This is a genomic window from Caballeronia sp. Lep1P3 (genome assembly GCF_022879595.1).
GTDB lineage: Bacteria > Pseudomonadota > Gammaproteobacteria > Burkholderiales > Burkholderiaceae > Caballeronia.
In genome coordinates this window covers 926,141-952,497 of the sequence record NZ_CP084266.1, presented here as the reverse complement: position 1 = coordinate 952,497, position 26,357 = coordinate 926,141, and the positions used below count along the sequence as shown (strand labels likewise).

At 65.8% G+C, this 26,357-nt stretch carries 22 protein-coding genes and 1 tRNA gene; 20 read left to right on the top strand and 3 right to left on the bottom strand.

The genetic code is table 11. The features are described 5' to 3' along the window. Window positions 1-34 precede the first annotated feature (34 nt). From LDZ27_RS18915 to LDZ27_RS18900, 4 genes are all read left to right on the top strand, one after another. Window positions 35-1,357: an aminotransferase class I/II-fold pyridoxal phosphate-dependent enzyme gene (locus LDZ27_RS18915; RefSeq protein ID WP_244816411.1), complete on the top strand. Its 1,323-nt coding sequence runs from the start codon at window positions 35-37 to the stop codon at window positions 1,355-1,357. Continuing rightward, on the top strand, window positions 1,354-2,052 hold the full coding sequence (locus LDZ27_RS18910; RefSeq protein ID WP_244816410.1) for a GNAT family N-acetyltransferase: 699 nt from the start codon (window positions 1,354-1,356) through the stop codon (window positions 2,050-2,052). Before LDZ27_RS18915 ends, LDZ27_RS18910 begins: the two co-directional genes overlap by 4 nt. A 107-nt stretch (window positions 2,053-2,159) precedes the next feature. Beyond that, window positions 2,160-3,305: a non-hydrolyzing UDP-N-acetylglucosamine 2-epimerase gene (gene wecB, locus LDZ27_RS18905; RefSeq protein ID WP_244816409.1), complete on the top strand. Its 1,146-nt coding sequence runs from the start codon at window positions 2,160-2,162 to the stop codon at window positions 3,303-3,305. A 442-nt stretch (window positions 3,306-3,747) separates the two neighbouring features. After that, window positions 3,748-7,917, top strand: coding sequence for a CheR family methyltransferase (locus tag LDZ27_RS18900; protein ID WP_244816408.1), 4,170 nt, complete (start codon window positions 3,748-3,750; stop codon window positions 7,915-7,917). 77 nt (window positions 7,918-7,994) lie between these two features. Here LDZ27_RS18900 and LDZ27_RS18895 read toward each other — a convergent pair whose 3' ends face one another. After that, complete coding sequence (locus LDZ27_RS18895) at window positions 7,995-8,228, bottom strand: hypothetical protein (protein ID WP_244816407.1); 234 nt, start codon at window positions 8,226-8,228, stop codon at window positions 7,995-7,997. 65 nt (window positions 8,229-8,293) lie between these two features. Between LDZ27_RS18895 and LDZ27_RS18890 the strand changes: the two genes are divergently transcribed. The 3 genes from LDZ27_RS18890 to LDZ27_RS18880 all read left to right on the top strand — a co-directional run bounded on the left by LDZ27_RS18890 (window position 8,294) and on the right by LDZ27_RS18880 (window position 10,958). Beyond that, the gene (locus tag LDZ27_RS18890; protein WP_244816406.1) at window positions 8,294-9,283 is read left to right on the top strand and encodes a chemotaxis protein CheB; all 990 of its coding nucleotides are present in this window, start codon (window positions 8,294-8,296) and stop codon (window positions 9,281-9,283) included. Between the two features lie 160 nt (window positions 9,284-9,443). Next, window positions 9,444-10,076 (top strand): response regulator, encoded by a 633-nt coding sequence (locus LDZ27_RS18885; RefSeq protein WP_244816405.1) that lies wholly within the window; start codon window positions 9,444-9,446, stop codon window positions 10,074-10,076. Between the two features lie 690 nt (window positions 10,077-10,766). Then, window positions 10,767-10,958 (top strand): hypothetical protein, encoded by a 192-nt coding sequence (locus tag LDZ27_RS18880; RefSeq protein ID WP_244816404.1) that lies wholly within the window; start codon window positions 10,767-10,769, stop codon window positions 10,956-10,958. A 55-nt stretch (window positions 10,959-11,013) separates the two neighbouring features. Here LDZ27_RS18880 and LDZ27_RS18875 read toward each other — a convergent pair whose 3' ends face one another. After that, the gene (locus LDZ27_RS18875; protein WP_244816403.1) at window positions 11,014-11,925 is read right to left on the bottom strand and encodes a sterol desaturase family protein; all 912 of its coding nucleotides are present in this window, start codon (window positions 11,923-11,925) and stop codon (window positions 11,014-11,016) included. A gap of 333 nt (window positions 11,926-12,258) precedes the next feature. On the opposite strand from LDZ27_RS18875, the gene LDZ27_RS18870 reads away from it, so the two are divergent. Next, window positions 12,259-14,463 (top strand): TonB-dependent siderophore receptor, encoded by a 2,205-nt coding sequence (locus tag LDZ27_RS18870; protein WP_244816402.1) that lies wholly within the window; start codon window positions 12,259-12,261, stop codon window positions 14,461-14,463. A 205-nt stretch (window positions 14,464-14,668) separates the two neighbouring features. Then, window positions 14,669-14,887 (top strand): hypothetical protein, encoded by a 219-nt coding sequence (locus LDZ27_RS18865; protein ID WP_244816401.1) that lies wholly within the window; start codon window positions 14,669-14,671, stop codon window positions 14,885-14,887. Between the two features lie 95 nt (window positions 14,888-14,982). Here LDZ27_RS18865 and LDZ27_RS18860 read toward each other — a convergent pair. Further along, window positions 14,983-15,059, bottom strand: a tRNA-Val gene (locus tag LDZ27_RS18860). A gap of 451 nt (window positions 15,060-15,510) precedes the next feature. On the opposite strand from LDZ27_RS18860, the gene LDZ27_RS18855 reads away from it, so the two are divergent. Genes LDZ27_RS18855 through LDZ27_RS18805 form a run of 11 tightly spaced genes read left to right on the top strand, consistent with a single transcriptional unit; the run spans window position 15,511 to window position 26,345 of the window. Further along, window positions 15,511-16,206, top strand: a complete 696-nt coding sequence (locus LDZ27_RS18855) for a beta-ketoacyl synthase chain length factor (RefSeq protein ID WP_244816400.1) — start codon at window positions 15,511-15,513, stop codon at window positions 16,204-16,206. After that, window positions 16,193-16,984, top strand: coding sequence for a 1-acyl-sn-glycerol-3-phosphate acyltransferase (locus LDZ27_RS18850; protein ID WP_244816399.1), 792 nt, complete (start codon window positions 16,193-16,195; stop codon window positions 16,982-16,984). The genes LDZ27_RS18855 and LDZ27_RS18850 overlap by 14 nt, the downstream gene beginning before the upstream one ends. Then, a complete protein-coding gene (locus LDZ27_RS18845) occupies window positions 16,965-17,264 on the top strand; it encodes a phosphopantetheine-binding protein (protein ID WP_244816398.1) in 300 nt (99 codons plus the stop codon). The genes LDZ27_RS18850 and LDZ27_RS18845 overlap by 20 nt, the downstream gene beginning before the upstream one ends. A gap of 2 nt (window positions 17,265-17,266) precedes the next feature. Continuing rightward, window positions 17,267-17,518 (top strand): acyl carrier protein, encoded by a 252-nt coding sequence (locus LDZ27_RS18840; RefSeq protein ID WP_244817259.1) that lies wholly within the window; start codon window positions 17,267-17,269, stop codon window positions 17,516-17,518. Continuing rightward, on the top strand, window positions 17,518-18,180 hold the full coding sequence (locus LDZ27_RS18835; RefSeq protein ID WP_244816397.1) for a hypothetical protein: 663 nt from the start codon (window positions 17,518-17,520) through the stop codon (window positions 18,178-18,180). The genes LDZ27_RS18840 and LDZ27_RS18835 overlap by 1 nt, the downstream gene beginning before the upstream one ends. Beyond that, the gene (locus tag LDZ27_RS18830) at window positions 18,177-19,892 is read left to right on the top strand and encodes an AMP-binding protein (protein WP_244816396.1); all 1,716 of its coding nucleotides are present in this window, start codon (window positions 18,177-18,179) and stop codon (window positions 19,890-19,892) included. The genes LDZ27_RS18835 and LDZ27_RS18830 overlap by 4 nt, the downstream gene beginning before the upstream one ends. Continuing rightward, complete coding sequence (locus LDZ27_RS18825) at window positions 19,889-21,643, top strand: glycosyltransferase (protein ID WP_244816395.1); 1,755 nt, start codon at window positions 19,889-19,891, stop codon at window positions 21,641-21,643. The genes LDZ27_RS18830 and LDZ27_RS18825 overlap by 4 nt, the downstream gene beginning before the upstream one ends. Continuing rightward, on the top strand, window positions 21,636-22,079 hold the full coding sequence (locus tag LDZ27_RS18820; RefSeq protein WP_244816394.1) for a thioesterase family protein: 444 nt from the start codon (window positions 21,636-21,638) through the stop codon (window positions 22,077-22,079). Before LDZ27_RS18825 ends, LDZ27_RS18820 begins: the two co-directional genes overlap by 8 nt. After that, window positions 22,064-22,750 (top strand): outer membrane lipoprotein carrier protein LolA, encoded by a 687-nt coding sequence (locus tag LDZ27_RS18815; protein ID WP_370653414.1) that lies wholly within the window; start codon window positions 22,064-22,066, stop codon window positions 22,748-22,750. The genes LDZ27_RS18820 and LDZ27_RS18815 overlap by 16 nt, the downstream gene beginning before the upstream one ends. Continuing rightward, the gene (locus LDZ27_RS18810; protein WP_244816393.1) at window positions 22,750-25,164 is read left to right on the top strand and encodes an MMPL family transporter; all 2,415 of its coding nucleotides are present in this window, start codon (window positions 22,750-22,752) and stop codon (window positions 25,162-25,164) included. Before LDZ27_RS18815 ends, LDZ27_RS18810 begins: the two co-directional genes overlap by 1 nt. Then, complete coding sequence (locus LDZ27_RS18805; RefSeq protein WP_244816392.1) at window positions 25,161-26,345, top strand: beta-ketoacyl-[acyl-carrier-protein] synthase family protein; 1,185 nt, start codon at window positions 25,161-25,163, stop codon at window positions 26,343-26,345. Before LDZ27_RS18810 ends, LDZ27_RS18805 begins: the two co-directional genes overlap by 4 nt. Window positions 26,346-26,357: the final 12 nt, after the last annotated feature.

The window sequence follows — 26,357 nt, the reverse complement described above, 5'->3', positions numbered from 1 at the left end:
TGCGCCGGGCGCACGCCGATAAAAAGGAACGGACATGGGACTCGGGGAACATCTTCGCCAGCAACTCGCGGCGAAAGCTTTGAAACGGCAACTGGACCGCGCGACCGAAGAGGCCGCGGCGCCCGGCGTGCCCGGCGCGGCTCGCGCAGAGACGCTCCCGGCGCGGAGCCGGTTCGAATCGATGCCGCAGTATCAGCAAGTGAAGATCATGCGCGAGATGGGCGACAAGCTGCGCGTCGGCTCGCCGTTTTTTCGAGTGCACGACGGCGTCGCGGGCGCGACGACTTTCATCGACGGACGCGAATACATCAACTTCGCGAGTTACAACTACCTCGGGCTTTCGGGGGACGCGGCTGTGTCGGGGCGCGCGAAAGCGGCGATCGACCGCTACGGCACGTCCGCGTCGGCGAGCCGGATCGTCGCGGGCGAGCGGCCCGTGCAGCGCGCGCTCGAAAAGGCGCTCGCCTCGTTCTACGAAGCGGAGGACTGCGTCGCGTTCGTGAGCGGCCATGCGACCAACGTAACCGTGATCGGCGCGCTCTTCGGACCGGGCGACCTGATCGTGCACGACGCGCGCGCGCACAACAGCATCGTGCAAGGCGCGCAACTGAGCGGCGCGAAGCGCCTCGGCTTCCCGCACAACGACTGGCAGGCGCTCGACGAACTTCTCACGCGGGTGCGGCGCGAGTACCGGCACGTGCTGATCGCCATCGAAGGCCTGTACAGCATGGACGGCGACTTCCCCGACCTCGCGCGTTTCGTCGAGGTCAAGGAGCGTCACGGCGCGTTCCTGATGGTCGATGAAGCGCATTCGCTCGGCGTGCTCGGTGCCACCGGCAAGGGCATTCGTGAGCACTGCGGCGTGGCGTCGGACGCCGTCGACTTGTGGATGGGCACGATGAGCAAGACGCTCGCGGGATGCGGCGGGTTCATCGCCGGGTGCGAGCCGCTCGTCGACATGCTGCGTTATCTCGCACCGGGCTTCCTGTACAGCGTCGGGCTCGCGCCCACGCTCGCCGAAGCGTCGCTTGCGGCGCTCGAACGTCTGATCGAGGAGCCGCAGCGCGTGACACAGCTTCAGGCGCGCGGGCGGCAGTTTCTGACGGAAGCGCGCGAGGCCGGTTTCGACACCGGCGAGAGCGCGGGCTTCGCAGTCGTGCCGATCATCACCGGCAGTTCGGTCAGGGCGGCGCAATGGTCCAACGCGATGTTCGACGAAGGCATCAATGTCCAGCCGATCTTCTATCCGGCCGTCGAGGAGAAGGCGGCGCGCCTGCGCTTTTTCATCTGCTCGACGCACGAGCCGGAGCAGATCAGCCGCACTGTTGCGACGCTCGCGCGGATCGCAGGCCGATGACCACGGCACCCGACGATGCGCTCGAAGCTGCCGATGACCTGGATGTCGGCCGGCTGGCGTTCCGTCGCGCGCGCATCGAGGACGCCGCGCAGTGCGCGCCGCTCATCCACGCATCGGGCGAGCGCGAGTTCGAGTATTTCCTCGGCGTGCCGTCCGGCGCGCGCATCGCGTTCCTGGAATCGGCGTTCCGTTCGTCGGCAGGACGCTTTTCGTGGCGGCGGCATCGGGTCGCCGTGAATGCGCGCGGCGTCGTTGCCGGCGTGCTGGCCGCGCACGACGGCCGCGCGATCCTCTGGGACGATCCGCACATCGCGTGGGCGCTCGTGCGCTTCTTCGGCCCGCGACGCGCCATTCCGATATTGCTGCGCGGGCTCATTCTCGAACGTGAATTGCCGAAGCCCGCGCGAGGCCAGACGCTGATCGCGCATTGCGCGACAGTGGCCACGGCCCGCAGCCGGGGCGTCTTCAGCGCGCTTTTCCGGCATGCCATGGGAACCAGCGCGTTCGGCGTTGGCGATGACAGGCAACTGGTGCTGGATGTACTAGACACCAATCACGCGGCAAGGGCGCTTTATGAACGCCTCGGGTTTGCCGCTGTCGCGCGCGCGGGCAAGCGCGCCCGCGCGCTGCCGGCGGCGCTTCGTTCGACGCGCATGGTGTTCGCCGGACGGGAACGACGTTCGGACAATCCGTGACGCCGCGCGCGGTTGCGCTCTGGTTTCACTGAAGTCTCACTTCAGCAGCGAATCAAAAGGCCGATAACCGAGGCAGGACCCAGGTCGGCGATAAGGAAAAAGAACTCGTGAAAAAACTGGATGTCGCTGTGGTGTTCGGAACGCGCCCCGAAGCGGTGAAAATGGCGCCCCTCGTGCATGCGCTGCGCGCGTCGCGAACGCTGAGGCCGGTGGTCGTGGTGACGGCGCAGCATCGCGAGATGCTCGACCAGATGCTCGATATCTTCGGTATCGTTCCGGACTACGATCTGAATTTGATGCGTCCCAATCAGGAACTTAGCGAACTGACCGCGCGGCTCACACTGTCTCTCGACGACGTGCTGAAGGAAGCGAAGCCGAGCGCGGTTCTCGTGCAAGGCGATACGACGAGCGTGCTCGCGGCATCGCTCGTCGCGTTCTATCACCGTATCCCGGTGGGGCACGTCGAAGCGGGCCTCAGAACCGGCGACATGCGCAACCCGTTTCCCGAGGAGATGAACCGCGTGCTCACGGCGCGTCTGACGGACTGGCACTTTGCCCCGACGCAATCGGCTGCGGACAATCTGCTCAATGAAGGCGTGCGGCCGGAGTCCGTCTTCCTGACGGGCAACACGGTCATCGACGCGCTGCTGGACGCGCGCACCAGACCGCAGGCCGCACCGCGCGCCGTAGCCGCCGGCCGGCGCATGGTGCTCGTCACGACGCACCGGCGCGAAAACTTCGGCGAACCGCTCGCGCGGATCTGCCTTGCCGTTCGCGAACTTCTCGACGCCAATCCCGATCTCGATGTCGTATTCCCGGTGCATCCGAACCCGAACGTATCGGCGGTGGTGCGGGCGGTGCTCGCGGACCATCCGCGGGCGGCGCTGTGCGAGCCGCTCGACTACCTGTCGTTCATTTCGGCGATGGATGCGTCCTATTTCGTCATGAGCGATTCCGGCGGCGTGCAGGAAGAAGCGCCCGCGCTCGGCAAGCCGGTGCTCGTGCTGCGCGAGGAGACGGAGCGCGCCGAAGCCATCTCCTTCGGCGTGGCCGAACTCGTCGGCACGGACACGAGGCGGATCGTCGAGCGCGCACAGACGCTACTTTCCAGCAGAGACGATTACCGCCGGATGGCGACGGGCGCATCGCCGTTCGGCGACGGCCACGCAGCGCACCGAATCGTTTCTATCCTGGAGAACGCGCTTGCGCGAGGCACAGTTGCAAACGAGGCTTTGCTGCAGGCGGAAGCATGAACTGGAGAGCCGGGAGCGCTCCCCCGCGCGCTTCAGCATCCGATCGAACGTTCTTTTTCCATTCCTCATCGGCGCCAAACGCTTGAGCAATCGCCCGGGCTTTGGGAGCCGCGCCGATTCGTCTAGAGTCTAAACTGCATGCAGTCGGCAGTGCCGGAAAGCGCGCGCGGCGCCATCTACCGCTACGACGGCTTTCGCACTTCTTTCCGGGCCGATGCCGCACGCTCTGGACCCACACTTGCGAGTGGCGCGGAATATGGCCATGATCGCGTCTGCGGCGAGAGCCGGGATTCCCCGAGGCGCTGCAGCACAGGCAGCCGGCACGAAAGATGACGCAGGCACGAAGCAGCTTGCGAGCGCTTTGAGACAACATGCCCACGCCGCGCCGGACCGATGCGGTTCGTCTCGCCGGCCGCCAAGCACGAGCAAATGAGGAAGCAGGATGACAAGCGAGCAGTCGTCGCGGACCACGTCCGACGATCAATCGAACACGGTGCCGAGCGACCTACCGTTCCCAATCGTCGGCATCGGCGCGTCAGCGGGCGGCGTCGAGGCCGTGCAGACGTTCTTCGAGAACGCGCCGGCCAGCATGGACATGGCGTTCGTCGTCATCCTGCACTTGTCGGCGCAGCATCTGAGCCACATCGACGCCATCGTGGAGCGCGTGACCACGATGCCGGTGCATCAAGTGATGTCGACACTTCCCATCGAAAAAAATCATGTCTACGTCATCGCGCCGGGCAAGCAGCTCGAAATGTCCGATGGTTGCCTGCGAGTCAGCGAGCGCAGCACGTCGGATCGCCCGCCGCTCACGATCGATCGCTTTTTTCGCACGCTGGCGCAAGCGCACGGGTCGAACGCCGTGGGCATCCTGTTGTCGGGTTCCGGCTCGGACGGCGCGGCGGGACTGAGCCGCATCAAGGAAGCGGGCGGCATCACGCTCGCGCAGGACCCGAACGACGCCGCGCACCCCGACATGCCGCAGCACGCCATCGCGACCGATCAGATCGATATCGTGCTGCCGGCGGCCGAACTGCCGCAGCGGCTGCTCGATTTGTGCAGCGCGGCGCAGCTCATGCGGATCGAGGAGGAAGAAACGCCCGAAGCGGCGAGCGAAGGCCGTCACGCCGGCGCCGACCTGCCCGAGCGCGCGCTCGCCGACATCCTGATGCACCTGCGCGTGCGGACAGGCCACGATTTTCGCGCGTATAAGCGCGCGACCGTGCTGAGGCGCGTCGAGCGGCGCATGCAGATCAACAATCAGCGCGACCTGCCGGCGTACCGCGACTTTCTGCGGGCGACGCCTGAGGAATCCACCGCGCTGCTCGCCGACATGCTGATCGGCGTGACGCAATTCTTCCGCGACCGCGAGGCGTTCGACGTCCTCTCGCGCGAAGTCATCGGCAAGCTCTTCAATGCGCAATCGACCGATGCGCAGGTGCGCGTGTGGGTTGCGGGCTGCGCGACCGGCGAGGAAGCGTATTCCATTTCGCTGCAACTCGCACAGGCGCGCGACGCGGCATCGTCCAGCCAGTCCATCCAGATTTTCGCGACCGATATCGACGACGCGGCGATCGCGCGCGCGCGCATGGGCGCGTATCCGTCGACCATTGCGAACGATGTTCCCGCCGACCTGCTGCAACGCTATTTCACCAAGGAGAGCGGGCAGTTCCGCATCACGAAGGCCGTGCGCGAGCGCATCCTGTTCGCCGCGCACAGCCTCATGCGCGATCCGCCTTTTTCGCACCTCGATCTGATTTCGTGCCGCAACGTGCTCATTTATCTGGAGCGCGGCGTGCAGCGGCAGATTCTCGAACTTTTCCACTTCGCGCTGCGTCCGGGCGGCTATCTTTTTCTCGGCACCGCCGAATCCGCCGATGCCGCCGACGACCTCTTCGTCATCGTCGACAAGAAGTTCCGCATTTACCGCGCGAAAGCCGTGGGGCATCGCGCGAAACCGGCCATCGAGTTTCCGCCGCTCATTCATGCGAGCGCGCGCAGACTCGACGAGCGGCACCTGAGCGCCGCGCCCACGCAGCCGCCGCCCACGCCCGCGCAGCGCAGCTTCTCGTTCTCCGAACTGCATCAGCGCGCGCTCGAAAGCTATGCGCCGCCGAGCGTGATCGTGGACCGCGAATCGAACATCCTGCATCTGTCGGACAACGCGGGCCGCTTCCTGCGGCACGGCGGCGGCGAGCCGACGAGCAACATCGTCGCGCTCGTGCTTCCGGAGTTGCGTCTGGACCTGCGCACCGCGATCTTCCGCGCGCTGCAAACGGGCACGAGCGTCGAGGCGCGGCGCGTGAAACGGGAGCACGATGACCGCGTGTCGTGGATCAACATGACCGTGCGTCCGTTTTTCGATCAGGTCGCCAATTCCGAATATCTGCTCATCGTCTTCGACGAAGTCGCCGGTCACATGACCGAGGATCACGGCGCGGAGGACGGCCAGAACCCCGTGCTCGCGCAGCTCGAACACGAGTTGCAGCACAGCCGGGAGCAACTGGCGACGGTCATCGAGCAGTACGAGACTTCGCTCGAAGAGCTGAAGGCATCGAACGAAGAGCTTCAGGCCATCAACGAGGAACTGCGCTCGACTTCCGAGGAACTCGAGAGCAGCAAGGAAGAGCTGCAATCCGTCAACGAGGAACTGACGACGGCCAATGCAGAAATGCAGGCGCGCATCGAGGATACGGCCAAGGCGAACGACGACCTGCACAATATCATCGCGTCGAGCGAGATCGCGACCGTGTTCGTGGACAAGGAAATCCGCGTGAAGCGCTTCACGCCGAGCGCGACGGCCATCTTCAAGCTGATCGACACCGATCTCGGCCGCTCGCTCTTCGATATTCGCCATTCGCTGCGCTATCCGTCGCTCGGAGACGACGTGCGGCAGTCGTTCCAGTCGCTGAAGCTGACCGAGCGGGAGATCGAGAGCGAAGCGGGCCGCTGGTATCTGATGCGGCTTCTGCCGTACCGCACGGCGGACGATCACATCGACGGCGCGGTCATCACGCTCATCGACGTCACCGCGCGCCATCAGGCCGAGGAAGCGGCGCGGCTCAACGAGCAGCGGCTGCGGCTCGTCGCGCAGTCCACGAAAGACTACGCGATCATTATTTTCGATAGCACGGGCACCGTCGTGAGCTGGAACGCGGGGGCCGAGGACATCTTCGGCTATCGCGAAGCGGAAGTGCTTGGCCGCGACATCGAGTTCATCTACGAACAGAACGACCGTCAGGCGATGGTCCCGGCGCACGAGCGCAGCACCGCGGCGAAGGAAGGCCGCGCCGACGACGAGCGCTGGCACCGGACGAAAGACGGGCGGCGCATCTATTGCAGCGGCGTCGTCACGCCGATTCAGGACGCATCCTTCACCGGCTTCGCAAAAATCGCGCGCGATCTGACCGGGCGCAAGCTGCACGAAGAAGCCAGTCAGGAAGCGCTCGCGAAGGAGCAGGCGGCGCGCGAGCAGGCGCTGAGTTCGAGCCAGCTCAAGGACGAATTCATCGCGGTGTTGTCGCACGAACTCAAGCACCCGCTCAATCTGATCGGCGTGAAGGCGGAGATTCTTCCGCGCCTGCCCGAAACGCGCGACATACAGGCCGTGCGGGATGCGTCGTGGTGGATCCGGCAGGCAATCCGCAGCCAGGCGCAGATCATCGACGACCTGCTCGACTGGTCGCGTGTCCAGACGGGCAAGCTGTCCCTCAAGCTGACCCGCCTCGACCTGACCCAGGTGCTTTCGAGCGTGGCGGACACCGTCGAGCAGGACGCGCATTCGCGCGGCGTCACGCTCGTCACCGATTTTCCGACGCGGCCGGCCATCGTGCTCGCCGATGCGACGCGCTGCGAACAGATCATCTGGAATCTCGTGTCCAACGCGCTCAAGTTCACCGACTCGGGGGGGCGTATCGAGCTTCGGCTCACGCAGGAAGGGCGCATGCATCGCATCGATGTCGTGGACAGCGGGCAGGGCATCGACAGCGGCACGTTGCCGTTCATCTTCGACATGTTCCGCCAGGGCGCGCCCGACCGGTCACGCACCGGTCTCGGCATCGGTCTCGCGCTCGTCAAGCAGCTTGTCGAGATGCAGGGCGGACGCGTGAGCGCGCATTCGGGCGGTCTCGGTCACGGCACGGCGCTGAGTGTCTGGCTCCCCAGGGCCATCGACGAGCATGCCGTGGACAAGCGCCAGGCTGGATCGGGCCGCGCGATCGCGGGCCTGCGCATTCTCCTTGTCGAGGACGACCGGCAGGCGGCTGCCTCGCTCGGCACGCTGCTGGAACTGGAAGGCGCGTCCGTCGTCGCGGCGACGACGGGGCCGGAAGCGCTGGAAGTCGGACCGGACCAGACGATCGACATCGTGCTGTCGGACATCTCGCTGCCCGGCATGGACGGCTACGAGCTGATGAAGCGCATGCGCGCCGACCCGCGCTGGGCGAGCGTCGCGGCGGTCGCCTTCACCGGACACAGCCGCGAGGAAGACGTGCAGGCGGCGAAAGACGCGGGCTTCGACGCGCATCTGCCCAAGCCGCTCGAATTCGGCCAGTTGCTCGAGACGCTGGCCGCGCTCGCGGGGCGAAGCGGTTCGCCGGCGGCGGAGCAATGAGCGCGCGCGAGCAGCGCCTATGCTTTCACTGGGACTGACGCGCTTGCCGGCTCGCCGCAGGACCCGCCAGCCGTTCGTCAGATCGGGTGCCGAAGCCGTCGGATAGTGTCGAGGATTTCCTCCCGGTGCCGGTTGAACTGGTCCAGTGTCGCGCACATCGTCGTCAGCAGGTCTTCCGCGCTCGCCCTTTCTGCTTCGCTGCCGCTCATCGAGGCCACGAATTTTCGCTGTGACGCGATGCGCTTGTTGGCTTCGTCGATATGCCTGTCCGCTTGGTGCAGTCTTGCGAGCTCTTCTTCAAGGGTCGTCACGGTGGGGCGCCTGCTTTTCGTGGCGCGATGGTTCGCGAATTGCTGCAATCACCGCAGGAGGGTTTATGGGCCATCGACACGTCGTAGTCATCGCGGCATCGCGCGGCGCAATCCCGGTTCTGAGAACGCTCGTTGCGGCGCTTCCGGCGGATCTGCCCGCTGCCGTGTGCATCGTGGTGCATATCGGACGGCATCCCAGCGTTCTGCCGGAGATGCTTTCGCGATGGGGCAAGCTGCCCGCGTGTCACCCGAAGCACGGCGAACGGCTGAAAAGCGGCCAGATATACGTGGCGCCGCCGGACCGTCACATGGTACTGCGCGGCGGCGCGCTGTGCTTGCTGGATTCCGCGACGGAAAATTTCGCGAGGCCTGCGGCCGACCCGCTGTTCCGGTCCGCCGCGATCGAGTACGGGCCGCGGGTGGCCGGCGTGGTGTTGAGCGGCGATCTCGACGACGGATCGGCCGGACTTGCCGCAGTGCAGGCGCGCGGCGGCTATTGCATCGTCCAGGACCCCGCCGAGTGCGAGGCGCCATCGATGCCGCACAGCGCATTGGTCGCCACGCGGGCAGATGCGATCGCGAGACCGGAACAGCTCGCACACGCGATTCAATCAGCCGTGAACGGGGCGCAGCGACGCGAGGAGGCGACGGTGACAATCCGAACGGATCTCGACATAGAGGCGCGCATCGCGGAAAAAGGCGTGGCCGAGCCGCAGGAACTGGATCAGATCGGCGAGCGCTCCGCGCTTACGTGTCCCCAATGCAGCGGCGTGCTCTGGCGGCTGCACGACGAACATCCCGTGCGCTATCGCTGCCACACGGGGCATGCGTTCTCGAGCCTGTCGCTCGAAGAGGGCAGCGCGAAGAGCACCGAGGATACGATCTGGGCGGCGATTCGCGCGGTCCACGAGCGCATCATCTTCGCGCGCGAGCGGCAACGCTGGGCGCAGCGCGCCGGCAGCAGCGACGAGGTGGCGCGGGAGCAGACGCGCATCGACGAGAACGAAAAGCTCGCCGACATCCTGCGCGCGGCGTTGCAGGCGCCGCTGCCCTGAAAGCATCCGATGCGCGGGACAAGCCGCGCGTCGCTCGATCATCTTCACGTGGCGGGCCGAGCGTGCGTGCGGCCCGAAGAGTCGTTTTATCCGTCGACGCCGCGCTTGCGTAACAGGAACGCGCAGTGCTTGACCGGATACGACTGCCTGGATTTGCGTTATGAGCCACGTTCTTCTGATCGACGATGACCCCTTGCTTCGCGATGCCATGCAAGCGCTGCTGACCGATTGCGGCCATGCCGTGACGGTAGCCGCCGATGGGCTGGAAGGCCTGCATGCCGCGATGCACCGCACGCCCGATGCAATCGTGTCGGACGTCAACATGCCGCTCGTGGATGGCCGCGAGATGGTTCGAATTCTCAAAAGTCTGCCCGAGTTGTGGGATGTGCCGATCCTGCTCATGTCCGGCGCGATAAGGAGCACGGCGGTGCCTGTCGTGGCGATGCTGCGCAAGCCCGTCGATCCGGCGAATCTGGTGGCGCTGCTCGATCGCATGACGGGCGCGAAGCCGGCTGCCGCATTCGACGGCCACGCCCATGCGGCCGATGTTGCCGGCGAACTGGCCGCCGCGCCGGGCGGCAGCGCGGGCGCGCGTTGTGCGGCGAACGTCAGGGCGCATGCCTATGCGCGCATGATCCGCCGCGGCGTCGAACTCATGCGGCAGCAGAAGAATCGGCTGGATGTGATTCGCGAAGCCGGCGCGGACCCTCGCGACGCGCAGGTGCTCTACGACAGCCTCGTCAAGAACGTATTGACGCTCGTCGGACAGTGCGGCGTCGTGCGCTGCGGGTGAGCCGCCAGTCGTCGATGTGACGCACTGCGCGGTCTTCCTACGCAGACGGCAAAGGCGCACGGGGAAGCGTCACCGTGAACGTGGTCGCGCGTGTTGAATTTCACGTCGATCGTCACGCCTTGAAGCCGGGCGATGCACTCGCAGATATGCAAGCCCGGCCGCCGCGCCGCGCTTTTCCGGCGGCGTGCAGGTTCGCGTGAGCGGATCGAAGAGCGCGCGCATCGCGCGCTCGGGAATCGGATCGCCTTCGTTGCATACGGCCACGAATACTTGTTCGTCGCTTCCGCCCGCTGTCATGTGCATGATTCGCTTTCATGCTGGATGCCGTTGACGAGCAAATGCACCACCAATAGCCCCGACGCGCGATGGCAGTGGGACTCTGAACCGCTGAAAAGCGCTGCCTCGACCCGGCGCATCGCGCGGCGCGCTCTCCGACTGTAACGATGCGCGGCAGCAGACGCTTTGCCCGAATCGCCGCCAGAACTCGCCTGATCGGTGCTTACGGGAAAGTATATTTAGGACATTTGACGAAGATGTGCGATACGCCCGCGACTTATGATGGAGATCGCTCGGGCTCGCGTTTTGGGCGCGCGGCCAGTGGAGCGGGAAACAAGCGCGAGACGTGATTTTTTGCGTCTCGTGCGCTGCGTGGCCACATGGCCCGAACTCATCGAAAAGAGGACTTCCACAATGCACCGAATCGAACGAAACACGCTGGATTGCGCGCATATCGCGGGCGGCGCCACGAAAGCCGGCAGCACCGGCTTCCCGTCCGGCGGCGCGATCACGCCGTCCGCGCCCACCGTTACGCAAACCGGAACGGCAACGTCGGTTATCACCGTCAACGGTCAGCAAATCATCAATCAGACGGTCACCTTCTGATAGCCAAACAGGAAGGCGGATCGGAAGACCCGCCTTCCTCTTCAAACCCCTTGTATTACGACGCTTCCATCGCGTCAGCGCGGCGCTTCGCGCGCTTCTGCAATGCTTCCGTGGTTTCTCCTTCGCCGTCGGGGAGCCAGCCCGGCGGTCGCAGCAGGAAGCCGACCGCATTGGTCACGCTTTTCGCGTTCACGACATCCCGCGCGAGACTCACCCAGTGTTCCATCTCGACGACGAGCGGATTGCGCGATGTCGTCGGCGTCGTCAGGCCGTAGCGGCACGGTTCGTCGGCGCGTTCCTCGACATACGTGCCGAAGAGACGATCGAAGACGATCAGCACGCCGCCGAAGTTCGCATCCAGATAAGCGGCGTTCGATGCGTGATGCACGCGGTGCGCCGAAGGCGTGTTGAACACGTACTCGAGCCAGCCGAGCTTCGGAATCCAGGTGGCGTGCAGCCAGAACTGGTAGAGCAGGTTGATGGACAGCGCGGCGAGCACCACTTCGGGCTTGATGCCGAGCCAGACGATCGGCGTGAAAAACATCGCCGCGCCCGCGATTTTCGTCGTCCAGCCGAGGCGATACGCCGACGAAAGCGTCAACTGGTTCGGCGAATGATGGACCGCATGCGTCGCCCAGAAAAACCGGATGGTGTGCGATGCGCGGTGATACCAGTAGTAGCAGAACTCCATGCCGACGAAGAGCAGCAGCACGGTGAGCAGCGTATTGCTCGTCACCGTGTGGACGCGATGCTCCCACGCGAAAGCAAACACCGGCGTGGCGATGGAGAGCGGCAGAAACGCAAGCAGCTTGCGGCCGACGAGATCGGCGAGCGAGATCCAGACTTCGTGCCAGTCGAACGCCTTGCCGGTTCCCTTGTATTGGCGATGCAGGACGAATGCTTCGGCCATCGACGCCGCGAGCACGACGAACAGCACGTACATCGATACCTTTTCGATCAGTTCCATGATTGGCTCATCGTTGATTTGCGATGTGCCCAATGTAGCCATCCGCCGCGTTAAAAACCACGCGCAACTTGTTTCATGCGATGTCGCCATCAGCGCGTGCCGTCGAACGCGGTTCGCAGAACGCGCGGCTCTTGCGCAAAACGTTGCGTATTCGCAAAGCGTCGCATTCTTGAATGATAACGACTCGCATTTACGCTAGAATCGCTCGCTAACGGTCGTGCGCTGCGTTTTGCGCGGCGGCAGCGACCGGAAACGCCGCCCGGATGCGCCCAATTGCCTCGGCGCCGGACGGAGAACCAGACCGCATCGACCATCACCGACTCTCCCCGATTCATGCCCGCCCATCGTTCGCATCCCTTGCAGGCCGCGCCTGCGAAGGCGCTCGCGCCTCGCGCCGCTATCGTCGCGGCAATTGCCGCCGCCTTCTCCATCGCCGCGCACGCTCAGTCCGCCGGCCCCGACGCGGCCAGCGCCAGCCCGAACACGGACAGCACGCTTCCGGCCGTCAAGGTGCAGGCGTCGAAGGAGCCGTTGCCGGGCGAGCTTGCGCCGACGTTCGCGGGCGGCCAGGTGGCGCGCGGCGCGGACTTCGGCGTGCTCGGCCAGCAGCGCAACATCGACGTGCCGTTCAGCATGACCACCTACACGTCGAAGCTGATGGAGGATCAGCAGGCGCGCACGATCGGCGACGTGCTCGCGAACGATCCGGCCGTGCGGACCGCCTACGGCTTCGGCAACTTCGCGGAGACGTACATCATTCGCGGATTCCAGTTGCAGGGCGACGACGTTTCGCTCCACGGTCTCTACGGCATCACGCCGCGTCAGCTCGTCGCGACCGATGCGCTCGAGCGCGTCGATGTGTTCAAGGGCGCGAATGCGTTTCTGAACGGCGCGTCGCCGGGTGGCTCGGCGGTCGGCGGCGGTCTGAACCTGCAGTTGAAGCGGGCCGACGACAAGCCGCTCACGCGCGTGACGCTGGAAGGCACCGCGTCGGGCGAGATCGGCGCGCATGTGGACGTGGGCCGGCGCTTCGGCAGCGAAGGGCAGTTCGGCATTCGCGTGAATCAGGCGAATCACGACGGCGAAACGAGCATCGACGGCGAACATCGCCGTGACAATACGACCGCCGTTTCGCTCGACTGGCGCGGCGACAAGCTGCGTCTCTACGGCGACTTCCTGTATCAGCGCGAGCGCGTGAACGGTGGCCGCCCGACCGTCAACGTGAGCGGCGATTTCATTCCGGCGACGCCCTCGGCCACGTACAACTACGCGCAAACGTGGAGCTTCAGTTCCATCGAGGATACGGTCGGCATCCTGCGCGCGGAATACGACTTTCTGCCGGGCTGGACCGCCTACGTGACGGGCGGCGTGCGCCACACGAACGAGCATGGCGAATATTCGTCCCCGACGGTCGGCAACGCGGGCACCACCGGCTCGCGTCTCGGCGTGCCGCATCAGGAAGACGGAAGTTCGGCCGAGGCAGGCGTGCGCGGCCATTTCAACACCGGTCCGGTTTCGCATTTCGTGACGGCGGGGGCGTCTATCGTGCGCATCGATTCGCAGTCGGCGTACACGCTTTCCGGCTCCTTCCCGACGAGTCTCTATGCGACGCCGCAGGTCCCGTATCCGGCGACCACGTTCTCCGGCGGCAATCTCGGCGATCCGCAGACCACGGCGCTCAATCTGCTGAGAAGCGCATCCGTGTCGGACACATTAGGCTTCCTGAACGATCGCGTGTTGTTCACGGTCGGCGCGCGCTATCAGGAATTGCACGCCGACACGTTCGATTACACCGGCCAGCCGACGCGCACCTATAACGATTCCATCACCACGCCGCTCTTCGGACTCGTCGTGAAGCCGTGGCAGAACGTGGCGTTCTTTGCGAACCGCAGCGAGGCGCTGACCATCGGCGATTCCGCGCCGAACACGGCCGTCAATTTCGGCGAGCAACTGCCGCCCGAGAAGTCGAAGCAATACGAAGTCGGCGCGAAATACGACAACGGCAAATACGGCGCGTCGCTTGCGCTGTTCCAGATCGAGAAGCCGCTGACGTACACGAACGCGGCGGGCTTTTTCGTCGATAACGGGCGCGAGCGGCATCGCGGCGTGGAGGCGTCGGTGTACGGCGAGCCGGTGCGCGGCGTGCGCCTGATCGCGGGCGCGACGTACATCCACGGATCTCAGCTCGACACGGGGAGTACTGCGACGGACGGCGACATGCCTATCGGCGTGCCGGCCTTCATGTTCAACCTGAACGCGGAATACGACGTGCCGCTGCTGAACGGCCTCACGGTGTCGGCGCGCTGGATTCACACTGGATCGCAGTATCTGAATGTGACGAACACGCTGTCGATTCCGCACTGGGATCGCTTCGATCTCGGCGCGCGCTATGCGACGGTGGTCTTCGGCAAGCCGACGACCTTCCGCGCGAGCGTGCTGAATGTCGCGAACAAGTCTTATTGGGCTTCGACCATCGGCGGATATCTGACGCAGGGCGCGCCGCGCACCGTTCTTCTTTCGATGACGACGGATTTCTGATCGTCGTTTCCGGCGCTCTCCGAGCCGGATTGATTGCAGTGCAAACGCCGCCGGCCGACGTATTCGTCCGGCGGCGTCGTCTTGGTGAATCATGAAATCGTTATCAATCGGCGCGGATTGAGCTTGCCAATGTGCGACCGCAAGCACCGGTTCGACGGTATAAAATCAAACATACATTCCTCGCGCTTGCGTGCACATGCCGATCATGGAACCTACTTCAAGCAAGGAAACGCCTCGCAGGCGCGTGTCGACGCGCTCGCTCAATGTTCTTTCGGCATTGGTCGGCATCGTGACGCTCGCGATCGGCGTGGGTTGGCTGATTTATAGCTGGGAAGTGGATCTGGAAGTGCCGTACTTCGCGATTCCGCTCGTCCTCACCGTACCGGTGATCGCCGCCGTGGCGTTTCGGAACATGTGGGATTAGCGTTCGCACGAGACGCGCTTGCCGGATGCGCCGATGAAGCAGAAAAGCAAAACGCCGCGATGATGAATCGCGGCGTTTTGTTTGATGCTATGCGTTGGTAGGCTCGATTGGACTCGAACCAACGACCCCCACCATGTCAAGGTGGTGCTCTAACCAGCTGAGCTACGAGCCTGTGAAGCCGCGCATTATAGAGACCGCGTCCGGCGCATGCAAGCCCGCGAGGGCGATTTTATTTTCGTGCTCTGCGGTTCGGGTAGGGCGCTTGAAGATCCGTTTGCCTTCTTCGTCGGCCATCGCGCGTGACGCGTTCGGCGCAGACGCGGTGCAAGCCGGCGCGTGCGCGTCGCGTCGATGAGACGAACGCGCGTAACCGGCACAATTTTCTTCTGTTGTCGGCTGTAAGGTCGGTATGATTCGCCCCCGGCCGACCGGAACCGCTGCGCGAGCCGTCAGCCTCGTTCGCGGTTTCGCTAAATAGTTGCCGCTTCGTGCCGTTAATCCGACGGTTCACTTCTCCATTAAGAAAAGTATCGGTGGGCCACCGCCGGACCGGGCACGTCTCGTCGTGCGGTCGTCCGTTGTCCGTCCAAGGTGTCGATAGTTAAAAAGCGCGAACAAGCGATATGTCCGATCTGCATTGGTCCATTCCGGTTGCTCGCTGGTCATTCTGGCCTGCGGTCGCAGCCGTCGCTCCCGATATCGGATTCATCGAACCGATGACGCGGCGCCGGCTCAGCGCGCTGTCGCGCATCGCGCTCAAGGTCGCGCACGACTGCGCCGCGACGCTGCCCGCCGTGCGCCTCATCTTCGCGTCACGGCACGGCGAACTGCGCCGCACGACCGACATCCTTCACGACATCGACGCGAACGCAGCCGTTTCGCCGACTGCCTTCAGCCTTTCGGTCCTCAACGCAGTGACGGGCGTATTCGGCATTGCGCGCGGCGACCGCGCGCCGGCGAGCGCGGTGTCGGCGGGTGCAGAGACGCTCGGCTACGCGTTGCTCGAAGCCCACGCGCAATACGCGACGGACGCTTCGACTCCCGTTTTGCTCGTCTATGCCGACGAGCCCGCCGATGCCGCCTACGGAGCGATAGAAGAGGAAGTGGAGGGCGGCGCGCTCGCGATCCTGCTCGACGCGCACGCGTGCACAGGGCGGCTCGAATGCGCGCGCTCGGCCCTCGCAGCGGTCGAAGACACGCTCGCCGCGCCGTCCGCGACTCAGAGCGAGGCGATACGGCAGTGCCTCGACGCGAAAGCGCCGTCCGAATGGCGCGGCTCGGCATCGACGTGGCAGTGGAGATGGCATGAAGGCGCTTGATCGTTACTGGCGCTTCATCGCGACGGCCCTTGCGTTCACCGCATTCGGCATCTGCGGGCTGGGCTTTTCGCTGATCGTGTTTCCGCTCGCGTGGCTCTGGCCGCATGGCGCGTCGAAGCAGCGCATCATCGCCGCGATCATTCATGCGTTCTTTCGCGCGCTCGTCGCCGTGCTCGTCGCCGTGCGCGTGATGAAGCTCGACGTGCGCGGCGCCGATGCGCTCGATCGCAAGTCGAAGCGCGCGGCCATCGTCGTCGCCAATCACCCGACCTGGCTCGACGTCATGGTGCTGCTGTCGCTCACGCCACGCGCATGCTGCGTCGTGAAAAGCGCGCATTGGGGCAATCCGTTCTTCTGGGGCGTCATGCGGGCGGCGGAATACGTGAGCAATGCGGACCCCGTCGAGCTTGTCGATGCCGGCGCGCGGCAACTGGCGCGCGGCTACACGATGATCATCTTCCCCGAAGGCACGCGCAGTCCCGCGCGCGACCGGCTGCATGCCTTTTCGCGCGGCTTCGCGCACATGGCGTTGCAATCCGGCGCGCCGATCCTGCCCGTGCTCATGAACTGCGATCCCCCGGTTTTCACGAAAGGCATGCGCTGGCACGACATACCCGAACGCGCATTTCACATGCGCGTGAACGTCCTCGACGCGGTCGGCGCCGACACGCTCGCCGCTGCCGGCGATCCGCCCGCGCTCGCCGCGCGCACCTTGACTCACGCGCTCGAAGCCCACATTACCCAGCACCTGATCGACCATGGATTCCTTAAAGCTTGAAATCAAACAGCTTCTGATCGAAGCCCTCGATCTCGAAGACCTGACGCCCGCCGATATCGACGACGATGCGCCGCTCTTTTCCACCGACGGCGTCGGTCTCGATTCCATCGACGCGCTCGAGATCGGCATCGTGCTGCGCAAACACTATCAACTGACGATCGCGGCCAACGACGAGCGCACGCGAGAGCACTTCCGTTCGATCGATACGCTCGCCGCGCTGGTCGCGAGCCAGCGCGAGCTTGCGCGCGCATCGGGCGACACTGCACAGAAAGGGGAATGACCGTGACCGATATCGAAATCCTTGAACGCATTCGCGCCATCTTCGAAGACAACTTCGGCATTGCGCCCGAGCGCGTGACGCCCGAGGCGCATCTGTTCGAAGAGCTCGATCTCGACAGCATCGATGCGGTCGATCTCGCGATCAAGCTGCAGGACATGACGGGCCGCCGCATCAAGCCGGAGGAATTCAAGTCGGTCCGCACGGTGGGCGACGTCATTGCCGCCGTCGAGTCGCTGCTCGCAGCGCAGGACTGATGCAGCAGCGGACCGCTCGAATCCCGGACGGCGCGCAGACGGCATCGGACGCGGCCGATGCGCGCGGGCCGAAGTGGGCCCGGCTCGCGCTCGGCGTCGTGTTCAAGCTCGCGTATCCCGCCGCCATTCTGTGCGGCTGGTACTGGAACGCGCCGCGCTATGTCGGCTGCCTGCTGTTCGCGCTCATCTGGCTGCAGCGTTGCGTGGGCACCGGCGTGGTGGGTACGTCGCTTCGCAAGCTCACGCTCGTCGATTGGACCGTCGCGTTCATGCTGAGCGCGGCGTCGGCCGCCATCGTGTGGACCGACAGCGAGCGTCTTCTACGCATTTATCCCGTTCTCGTGAACCTCGGCTTGCTAATCGCGTTCGGCGCGACGCTCGTGCGCGGTCCGTCGATGGTGGAGAAGTTCGCGCGCATCCGCACGCCGAACCTCAGCGAGCCGGCAGTGCGTCACACGCGCCGCGTCACGCAAATCTGGTGCGCGTTCTTCGCGGCGAACGGTCTGTTCTCGCTTCACACCGCGCTCGACTGGCCGCGCGAAGCATGGTCGCTGTACAACGGCGCGATCGCGTATGCGCTGATCGGCGCACTGCTCACCGGCGAAATCGCGTGGCGCTATCTCGTGATCCTGCCGCGTGCGCGGCGGGCGGAGACGTCATGATCGCGCTGCACCAACTGCTTTCAGAACCGCGCGATGTCGAAACGCCCGTCTGCCGCGACGACCGCCACCTGTCGGCGAGTGGAACGGACGCGATCATCACGCACGCCGCGTTTCGCGCACGCGTCCTCTCGCTCGCGCTCGACTTGCGCGAAGGAAAGGCGCGTCGCTACGCGCTTTGCATCGACGATCCGTTCGACTTCGCATGCGCGCTCTTTGCCGTCCTTGCATGCGGCTTCGAGCCTGTGGTTCCCGCGAGTTCCGCGCCTGGCTATCTGGCCGATCTTTCGGGTGCCTACGATGCCGTGCTGACCGACGCGGACGTGGCCGCACGCGCCAGCGCGGGTGCGCCCGCCGCGCCCGCCGTACTTGCACTCGCCATCGATCCCCACGCGCCGCTCACGCTTCACACATCGGGCAGCAGCGGCGCGCCCAAGCCGGTGCACAAGACGCTCGCCCAGTTCGATGCCGAAGTGCGCACGCTCGAACGCGAATGGGGCGCGCTGATCGGCGACGCGACGATCCTCGCGAGCGTGCCGCATCGACATATCTACGGGCTGCTCTTTCGCGTGCTGTGGCCGCTCGCCGCGGGCCGCGCGTTCGACCGCGCGCTGTGCGTCGAACCGCAGCAGGTTCAGGCGCGCATCGCGCAATGCGGCGCGGCCGCGATGGTGTCGTCGCCGGCGCAGCTCGCGCGCTGGACGGAATTGCCCGGCTTTGCAGCGCTCGCGCCCGCGCCGCGCGCGTTCTTCTCGTCGGGCGGACCGCTGGCGGCGGATGCCGCGCACGCATACGCGGCTGTGTTCGGCGACGCGCCCATCGAGATTTACGGCAGCACGGAAACGGGCGGCATCGCGTGGCGCAGGCAGAGCGAAACGTCCGCGTGGCGTCCAGTCGGCGGCGTGCAAGTGCGGCGTGCCGACGACGGCGCGCTCGAAGTGCGCTCGCCGCATCTCGCCCACGACGACTGGCACCGCACCGACGACGCCATCGCTTTCGACGGCGACGGCCGCTTCCGGCTGCAAGGCCGTCTCGACCGCGTCGTCAAGCTCGACGGCAAGCGCCTCTCGCTGCCGGAAGTCGAAACGCGGCTCGCACTGCATCCGTATGTGAGGCAAGCGTGCGCCGTGCCGCTCTCCGGCACTTCCCGCGAGCGAATCGGCGCGCTCGTCGCGTTGAGCGATGAGGGCCGCGCCGCGCTCATGGCCGTTGGCCGCATATCGCTCGCGAAGGCTTTGCGTCGTCATCTCGCTGCCTATTTCGATGTCGTGCTGTTGCCGCGCCACTGGCGCTTCCGAAGCGCGTTGCCGTTCGATGCGCGCGGCAAGCTGCCCGTCGCGGCGGTCGCGGCGGCCTTCGGCGCACGCACGGAAGGCTTCGAGCTGCTTTCGGAAGCGCGCGACGGCGACACCGTCTGCTGCGACATCCGCGTGCCGCACGCGCTCCATCATTTCGCCGGCCACTTTCCGGGCTTGCCGATCCTTCCCGGCGTCGTCCAGCTCGACTGGGCGATCCGGCTCGCGGCCGAATTCGTCGCGGGCGCGCGCGACATCGAAAGCGTGGATCGTCTCAAGTTCATGGCGCCCGTGCCGCCCGGCGCGGTGCTCGCCCTGCAACTGACTCACGATGCCGCACGGCGCCGCGTGCAATTCGCTTACCGGCTCGACGCGCGTGAGTGCGCGTCGGGCGTGATCGTCTATCGGGAGCGCACATGAGCGGTGCGGACATCGCGGCGTGCATCGTCGTTCCGATCTACAACCATAAGGACGCAATCGGCGATACCCTCGCGCGGCTCTCGGTGCATGGGCTGCCGATATTCGTCGTCGACGACGGCAGCGACGCGGCGACGCAAGCCGTGCTCGCAAAGCTCGCCTGCTACTACCGCAAGCAGATGACGCTCCTGCGTCTGCCCGTGAACGGCGGCAAGGGCGCCGCCGTGATGGCGGGCCTGCGGGCGGCGCGGCGCGCGGGTTATACGCATGCATTGCAGATCGACGCGGACGGCCAGCATGACGCCAGCGATGTGCCGCGCTTTCTGGACGCGGCGCGCGCGGAGCCGGGCGCGGTCATCCTCGGTCGCCCGGTCTACGACGAAAGCGTGCCCAAGTCGCGTCTCTATGGCCGCTATCTGACGCACGTATGGGTGTGGATCGAAACGCTGTCGTTCACGATCCGCGACTCGATGTGCGGCTTTCGCCTCTATCCGCTCGATGCCGCCTGCGCGCTGATCGACAGCGTACGGCTCGGCACGCGCATGGACTTCGACATCGAGATTCTCGTGCGGCTTCACTGGCGGCGGCTTGCGTTCCGCTCGATTCCGACGCGCGTCACCTATGCGACGGACGGCGTCTCGCACTTCGACGTGCTGTGGGACAACGTTCGCATCAGCGCGAGCCACACGCGGCTCGCGTGCGGCATGGTGCTGCGCTCGCCCATGCTTCTCGCGCACAAGCTGATGCCGCGCAAAACGTCTGCCGCGGCGCGCGCCGAGTCCGGCTGGTGGCGTGTCGCGGAGCGCGGGAGCCGCTTCGGCATGTCGTTGCTCGCGCTCAGTTGCCGTCTCTTCGGCATGCGTTTCACCGGGCTGTGGCTGCATCCCGTCGTCGGCTATTTCCTGCTGACGGGGCGCAGCGCGCGTGCGGCTTCGCACCGCTATTTCGCGCAACTCGAACAGGCCGCGCCCGGCGAGCGCACGCCGCGTCCCGGCTGGCGTTCCGCGTATCGGCAGATGCTCGCCTTCGCGCAGTCGGGGCTGGACAAGCTCGCGGCGTGGTCGGGGCGCATCGGCACGGAAGAAGCCGTGTTCGACGATGCCGCGCCTTTCGAGGCGCTCGTCGAAAGCGGACGCGGCGCGCTCGTGATAGGCGCGCACCTGGGCAACCTCGAAATGACGCGCGCGCTCGCGGCGCGCAACGGCCGCGCGAAGGTCACGGCCGTCGTGTACACGGAGCACGCGAAGCGCTTCAACAGCGTGCTGTCGTCGGCGAACGGCGACTTCGCGAAGCATCTGATTCACGTTGGCGATTTCGGCCCCGAAACGTCGATGATGATGCAGGCGCGCATCGACGCGGGCGAACTGCTCGTGATCGTCGGCGACCGCGTGCCGGCGCACGAGTCGGGGCGCACGACGGATGCGCGCTTTCTCGGGGCGACCGCGCCGTTCGCGCAAGGCCCGTATGTGCTCGCGCATGCGCTCGGCTGTCCCGTGTATCTGTTCTTCTGCCTGAAGGAACGCGCTGGCCGCTATCGCTTGTACTTCGAACCGTTCGCCGAGCGCATCGTGCTGCCGCGCCGCGAACGGGCGAGTCACATCGCGGCGTGGGCGCAACGCTACGCGTCGCGTCTCGAACACTATTGCCGAAAGGCGCCTTATCAATGGTTCAACTTCTTCGACTTCTGGGCGCGTCCCGGCAAACCGACGGCGGCATCCGTGTCCGCTCTCACTGAAAGCACGCGTCATGGCTGAACCGATGCAAGAGAAAAAGACGCTCAAGGCGAGCGCGATTGTCGAAGTGCCGTTTCACGATGTCGATGCGATGAACGTGTGCTGGCATGGCCACTATCTGAAGTATTTCGAAGTGGGTCGTGCGGCGCTGCTGCGCGCCTTCGACTACGACTACGGCGAAATGCTGGCATCGGGCTATGTGTGGCCGATCGTCGAGGCACATCTGAAATACGTGCGTCCCGCGCGATACGGCCAGCGCGTCGAGGTCGGCACGGAACTGCTCGAATACGAAAACCGGCTGAAGATCGGCTATGAAATCGTCGATTGCGTGACGGGCGAGCGGCTGACCAGGGGCTACACGATTCAGGTCGCCGTCGATGCGGCCACGCAGGAGTTGCAGTTCGTGTCGCCGTCCATCGTGTTCGACAATCTGGAGCGCGTATGGTCGCGTCAGTGATGCTTCGTTGCGCGCGCACCGCGCTCTGCGCATTCACCGCATTCACCGTTCTGCTGCCGGCGGCGAACGCCGGTTCGCTTCAAGCAGCGGCGCCCGATCAAAACGCGAACGGCAACGCGGCGCTCGTCTCGCAAGTGGCATCGCGGCTCGCGCAGACGAAGGGCGTGCGCGCGCAGTTCACCCAGACGCAAACCCTTTCGGCGATGAAGCAGCCGCTCGTCAGCACGGGCACGATCGTGTTTTACCGGGAGCGCGGCGTGATCTGGCGCATTCAGACGCCGTACAAAGCGACGTTCGTCATCACCGACGCAGGCGTCTCCCAGTTCGATGCGAACGGCAAGCGCATCGGCACGAAGGGCGCGCAGGGAATGAGCGGCGTCGCGCAGGTTTCGAAGATGATGCGCGCGATGCTGGGCGGCGATCTCTCCGCGCTGTACTCGCAGTTCGATGTCGATGCACAAGGCGCGTCGTCCCAATGGACGCTTCGCCTGAAGCCGAGCCAGCCGCAACTGGCGCAGTCCGTCAAGGCGCTGCAAATGCGAGGCGGCGCGTTCTTGCAGAGTCTGACGATAGAGCTCGCGAACGGCGACGCCACGCAGATCGAATTCACGAAGAGCGAAGCGCTCGACGACATGCCGCCCGCCGAGCGCGGCTTGCTCGGGGCGCCGTAATGACGAAGCCACGTCAGCGCAGCGGCGCAGCGCTCTGGAGCATACGGGCCGCGTGGCTCGTGATTGCGCTCGTCGCCGCGCTGTACTGCGTGTATCGCTTCGAAGGGCCGTCGCCGCTCGAGACGAATCTGCTCGCGCTGCTGCCCGCGACGGAAGCGGATCCTGTCGCGGAGAAAGCCGTCGATCGGCTGGCGGACGCGCTCGGCGACCGCACCGTGTTTCTGGTATCGAGCCGCAATGCGGACGATGCCAAGGCTGCCGCGAAACGGTTCGGCGCCGCGCTGCGCAGTAGCGGCGCGTTCGCTTCGGTGACGGCGGAACTGCCGCCGTTCGACGTCGCGCAGATCGGCGCGCTCTACGCGCCGTATCGCTTCGGGCTGCTCACGCGCGACGACCGCGACGCGCTCGCCAATGCTGCGGCCGGCGCGCCTTCGCTCGGCGACGCGCTGATGCAGCGCATCTACAACCCGGTGCGCGGACCGTTCGCGTCGCAACTCGCCGACGATCCCTTCGGCTGGCTCGAACACTGGCTGTCCGCATTGCCGCTCGCGACTTCCGGCCTCGATCTCGAAGATAGCCTGCTGATCGCGCATCGCGGCGAGGTTACGAGCGTGCTCGTCGTCGCGACGCTGCATGGCTCCGCGTATGAATCGCGGACGCAGCGCGAGGTGTCGTCGGCGGTGGCGCGGGGCGAGGCATCGTTAAAATCGGCGTGGCCCGATGTCGCGGTTGCGCGCGCCGGCGCGGTGTTTTATGCGCAAGCGGCGCGCAGCGCGTCGGAGCGCGAAGTGCATATGATCGGCGTGGCGTCGGCATGCGGCATCGCGCTCCTGATGCTGTGGGTCTTTCGCTCGCCGCGCCTCTTGCTGCTCGGCTTTCTTTCGACGGCGCTCGGCGTCGTGTGCGCGCTCGCTGTCACGATGCTCGTGTTCGGCAAGCTGCATCTGCTGACGCTCGTGTTCGGCGCGAGCCTCATCGGGGAAGCCGTCGATTATTCGATCCAGTATTTCGTCGTCTATCTCGGCGCGGAGCGCGGCTGGAATGCGCGCAGCGGCGCGCGCGCGGTGCGGCCCGCGCTCGCCGTGGCGCTCGCCACCAGTCTGCTCGGCTACGCGATTCTCGCGTGCGTGCCGTTTCCCGCGCTCAGGCAAATTGCCTGCTTCGCGATGGCCGGGATCGGCGTTGCGTTCGCGTCCGTCATGTCGCTGCTGCCCGCGCTGCTCGTGAAGGGGCCCAAAGCAGCGCGGCGGCGTCTTTTTGCGTCCGCCGCCGCGCTCCTCGACCGCTGGCGCGGCGCTATCGGCGGCAAGCGCGCGTGGATCGTCGCGGCGGCGCTCGCCGTCATCGCGCTGCCGGGCTGGCTGCGTCTGACGAGCGAAGACGACATTCATTTGCTGATACAGCGCGATCCCGCGCTCGTCGCACAGGAAGACGACGTGCGCCGCGCCATCGGCGTGGATAACACCGCGCAGTTCTTCGTGGTGCGGGGCGCATCCGAGGAAGCCGTGCTGCAGCGCGCCGAAGCGCTCGGCGCAAGACTCGATGCGCTGAAAGGCGATCAATCGGTCGAAGGCGTGCGCTCGGTCGCGCAGTTCGTGCCGTCGGCGCGATCGCAGGCCGAAGTCCGCACGCTGCTCGCGCAACGCGTGTTCGCCGATCCGTCGGCGTTGCGCGCGACGCTGCTGCATGCCGGCTTTCGCGACGACATCGCGAACACGTGGATCGCGTCGTTCAGCCATGCGAACGCCGAGCCGTTGACGGTCGAGCGCTGGCTCGCGGCACGCTGGTCGCAGCCGTTTCGACATTTATGGCTCGGCGCCTTCGACGCAGCCGGGCAGCGCGGCTACGCGGCCATCGTCATGCCGCGCCGCGTGAGCTCGCGCAACGTTCCCGCGTTGATCGAAGCGGCGCGCGCAATCGAAGGGGTCGCGTTCGTCGACAAGGCGGCGAGCGTCTCGAAGCTCTTCGGCGCGTATCGCGTCGATAGCGGTCTGTGGCTCGGCGGCGCGCTGCTGGTCGTGCTCCTGCTGCTGATGGCGCGTTACGGCGCGCGCGGCGGCATGGCGACGACCTTGCCCGTGCTGCTCGCCGTGGGCGTGACGCTCGCCGTTTTCGGCTATGCGCGCGTGCCGCTCAATCTCTTCAACTGTCTCGCGTTGATGCTCGTGCTCGGCGTCGGCGCGAACTACGCGGTGTTTCTGCGCGAAGGATGCCAGCGCCACGGCGCCGATCTCGGCGCGGTCTGGGCGGGCGTGCTGCTGTCGGCGGCGACGACGCTGTTGTCCTTCGGCATGCTCGGCATGAGCGCGATGCCCGCGTTGAAGAGCTTCGGCGCGACGCTCGCGCTCGGCATTCTCGTCGCGGTTCTGCTCGCGCCGATGGGCATGCCGCATGAAAGGAAAAACAACGCATGACGCTGCCATCTGTCTATCTGCATGCGCTCGGCATGGTCAATGCGCTCGGCGGCGACGTCGATTCGATTGCCACGGCGCTCGCCTCGGGTGAGTCGCCCGGCATGGGGCGCATGCGGATGCAACACGGCGATGCGTTCGTCGGCCGCGTGACCGGCTCGCTCGATATCGCGCCGCCCGTGGCGCTCGCCCACTTCGATTGCCGCAACAATCGCATGCTGCTCGCGGCGCTCGAACAGATTCGCCCGGACATCGAAGCCGCGCGCGAGCGCTACGGGTCCGCGCGCATCGGCGTGATCGTCGGCACGAGCACATCGGGCGTCGGCGCGGCGGAAGAAGCGTTCGCGCATCGGACGCGGGCGGGCTGTCTGCCGCAGACGTTCGACTATCGCCAGATGGAGATCGGCACCGCCGCGCCGTTCGCAGCGGCCGCGCTCGGGCTTCACGGTCCGGCGTTCACCATTTCGACCGCGTGCACTTCCAGCGCGAAGGCGTTCGCGGCGGCGCGGCGTCTGCTGCAATTGAAGCTGTGCGACGCGATGATCGTCGGCGGTTGCGATACCTTGTGCGAACTGACATCGCAAGGCTTCGCGTCGCTCGAATCGACGAGCCTTGCGCGCACCAACCCGATGAGCCGCAATCGCAGCGGCATCAACATCGGCGAAGGCGCGGCCGTGTTTCTGATGACGCGCGACGAAGGCGCCGTGCGTCTCGCGGGCGCCGGCGAGTCGAGCGACGCGCATCACATCTCCGCGCCGGACCCGCGCGGCGTCGGCGGCGAACTCGCGCTGCGCGCGGCGCTGGCGGATGCGGGCGTGAAGCCCGCCGACATCGGCTACGTGAATCTTCATGCGACGGCCACGCGCAAGAACGACGCGATGGAATCGCACCTCTTGGCACGCGTGTTTGCAGAAGGCGTCCCGGCGAGCGGCACGAAGCCTTTCACGGGCCATCTGCTCGGCGCGGCCGGCGCGACCGAGCTCGGCCTTGCATGGATGACGCTCGCGCGAAGCGGGATGCCGCTGCCGCTGCACCAATGGGACGGCATGGCCGACGCCGATCTGCCCGCGCTCGATCTCGTTCAGGAAGCGCGCCGTCTCTCGCATGAGGCCGGCACGCGCTACGTCATGAGCAACTCTTTCGCGTTCGGCGGCAGCAATGTCAGCCTGATACTCGCGGGTTGATGCAGGAGGAAC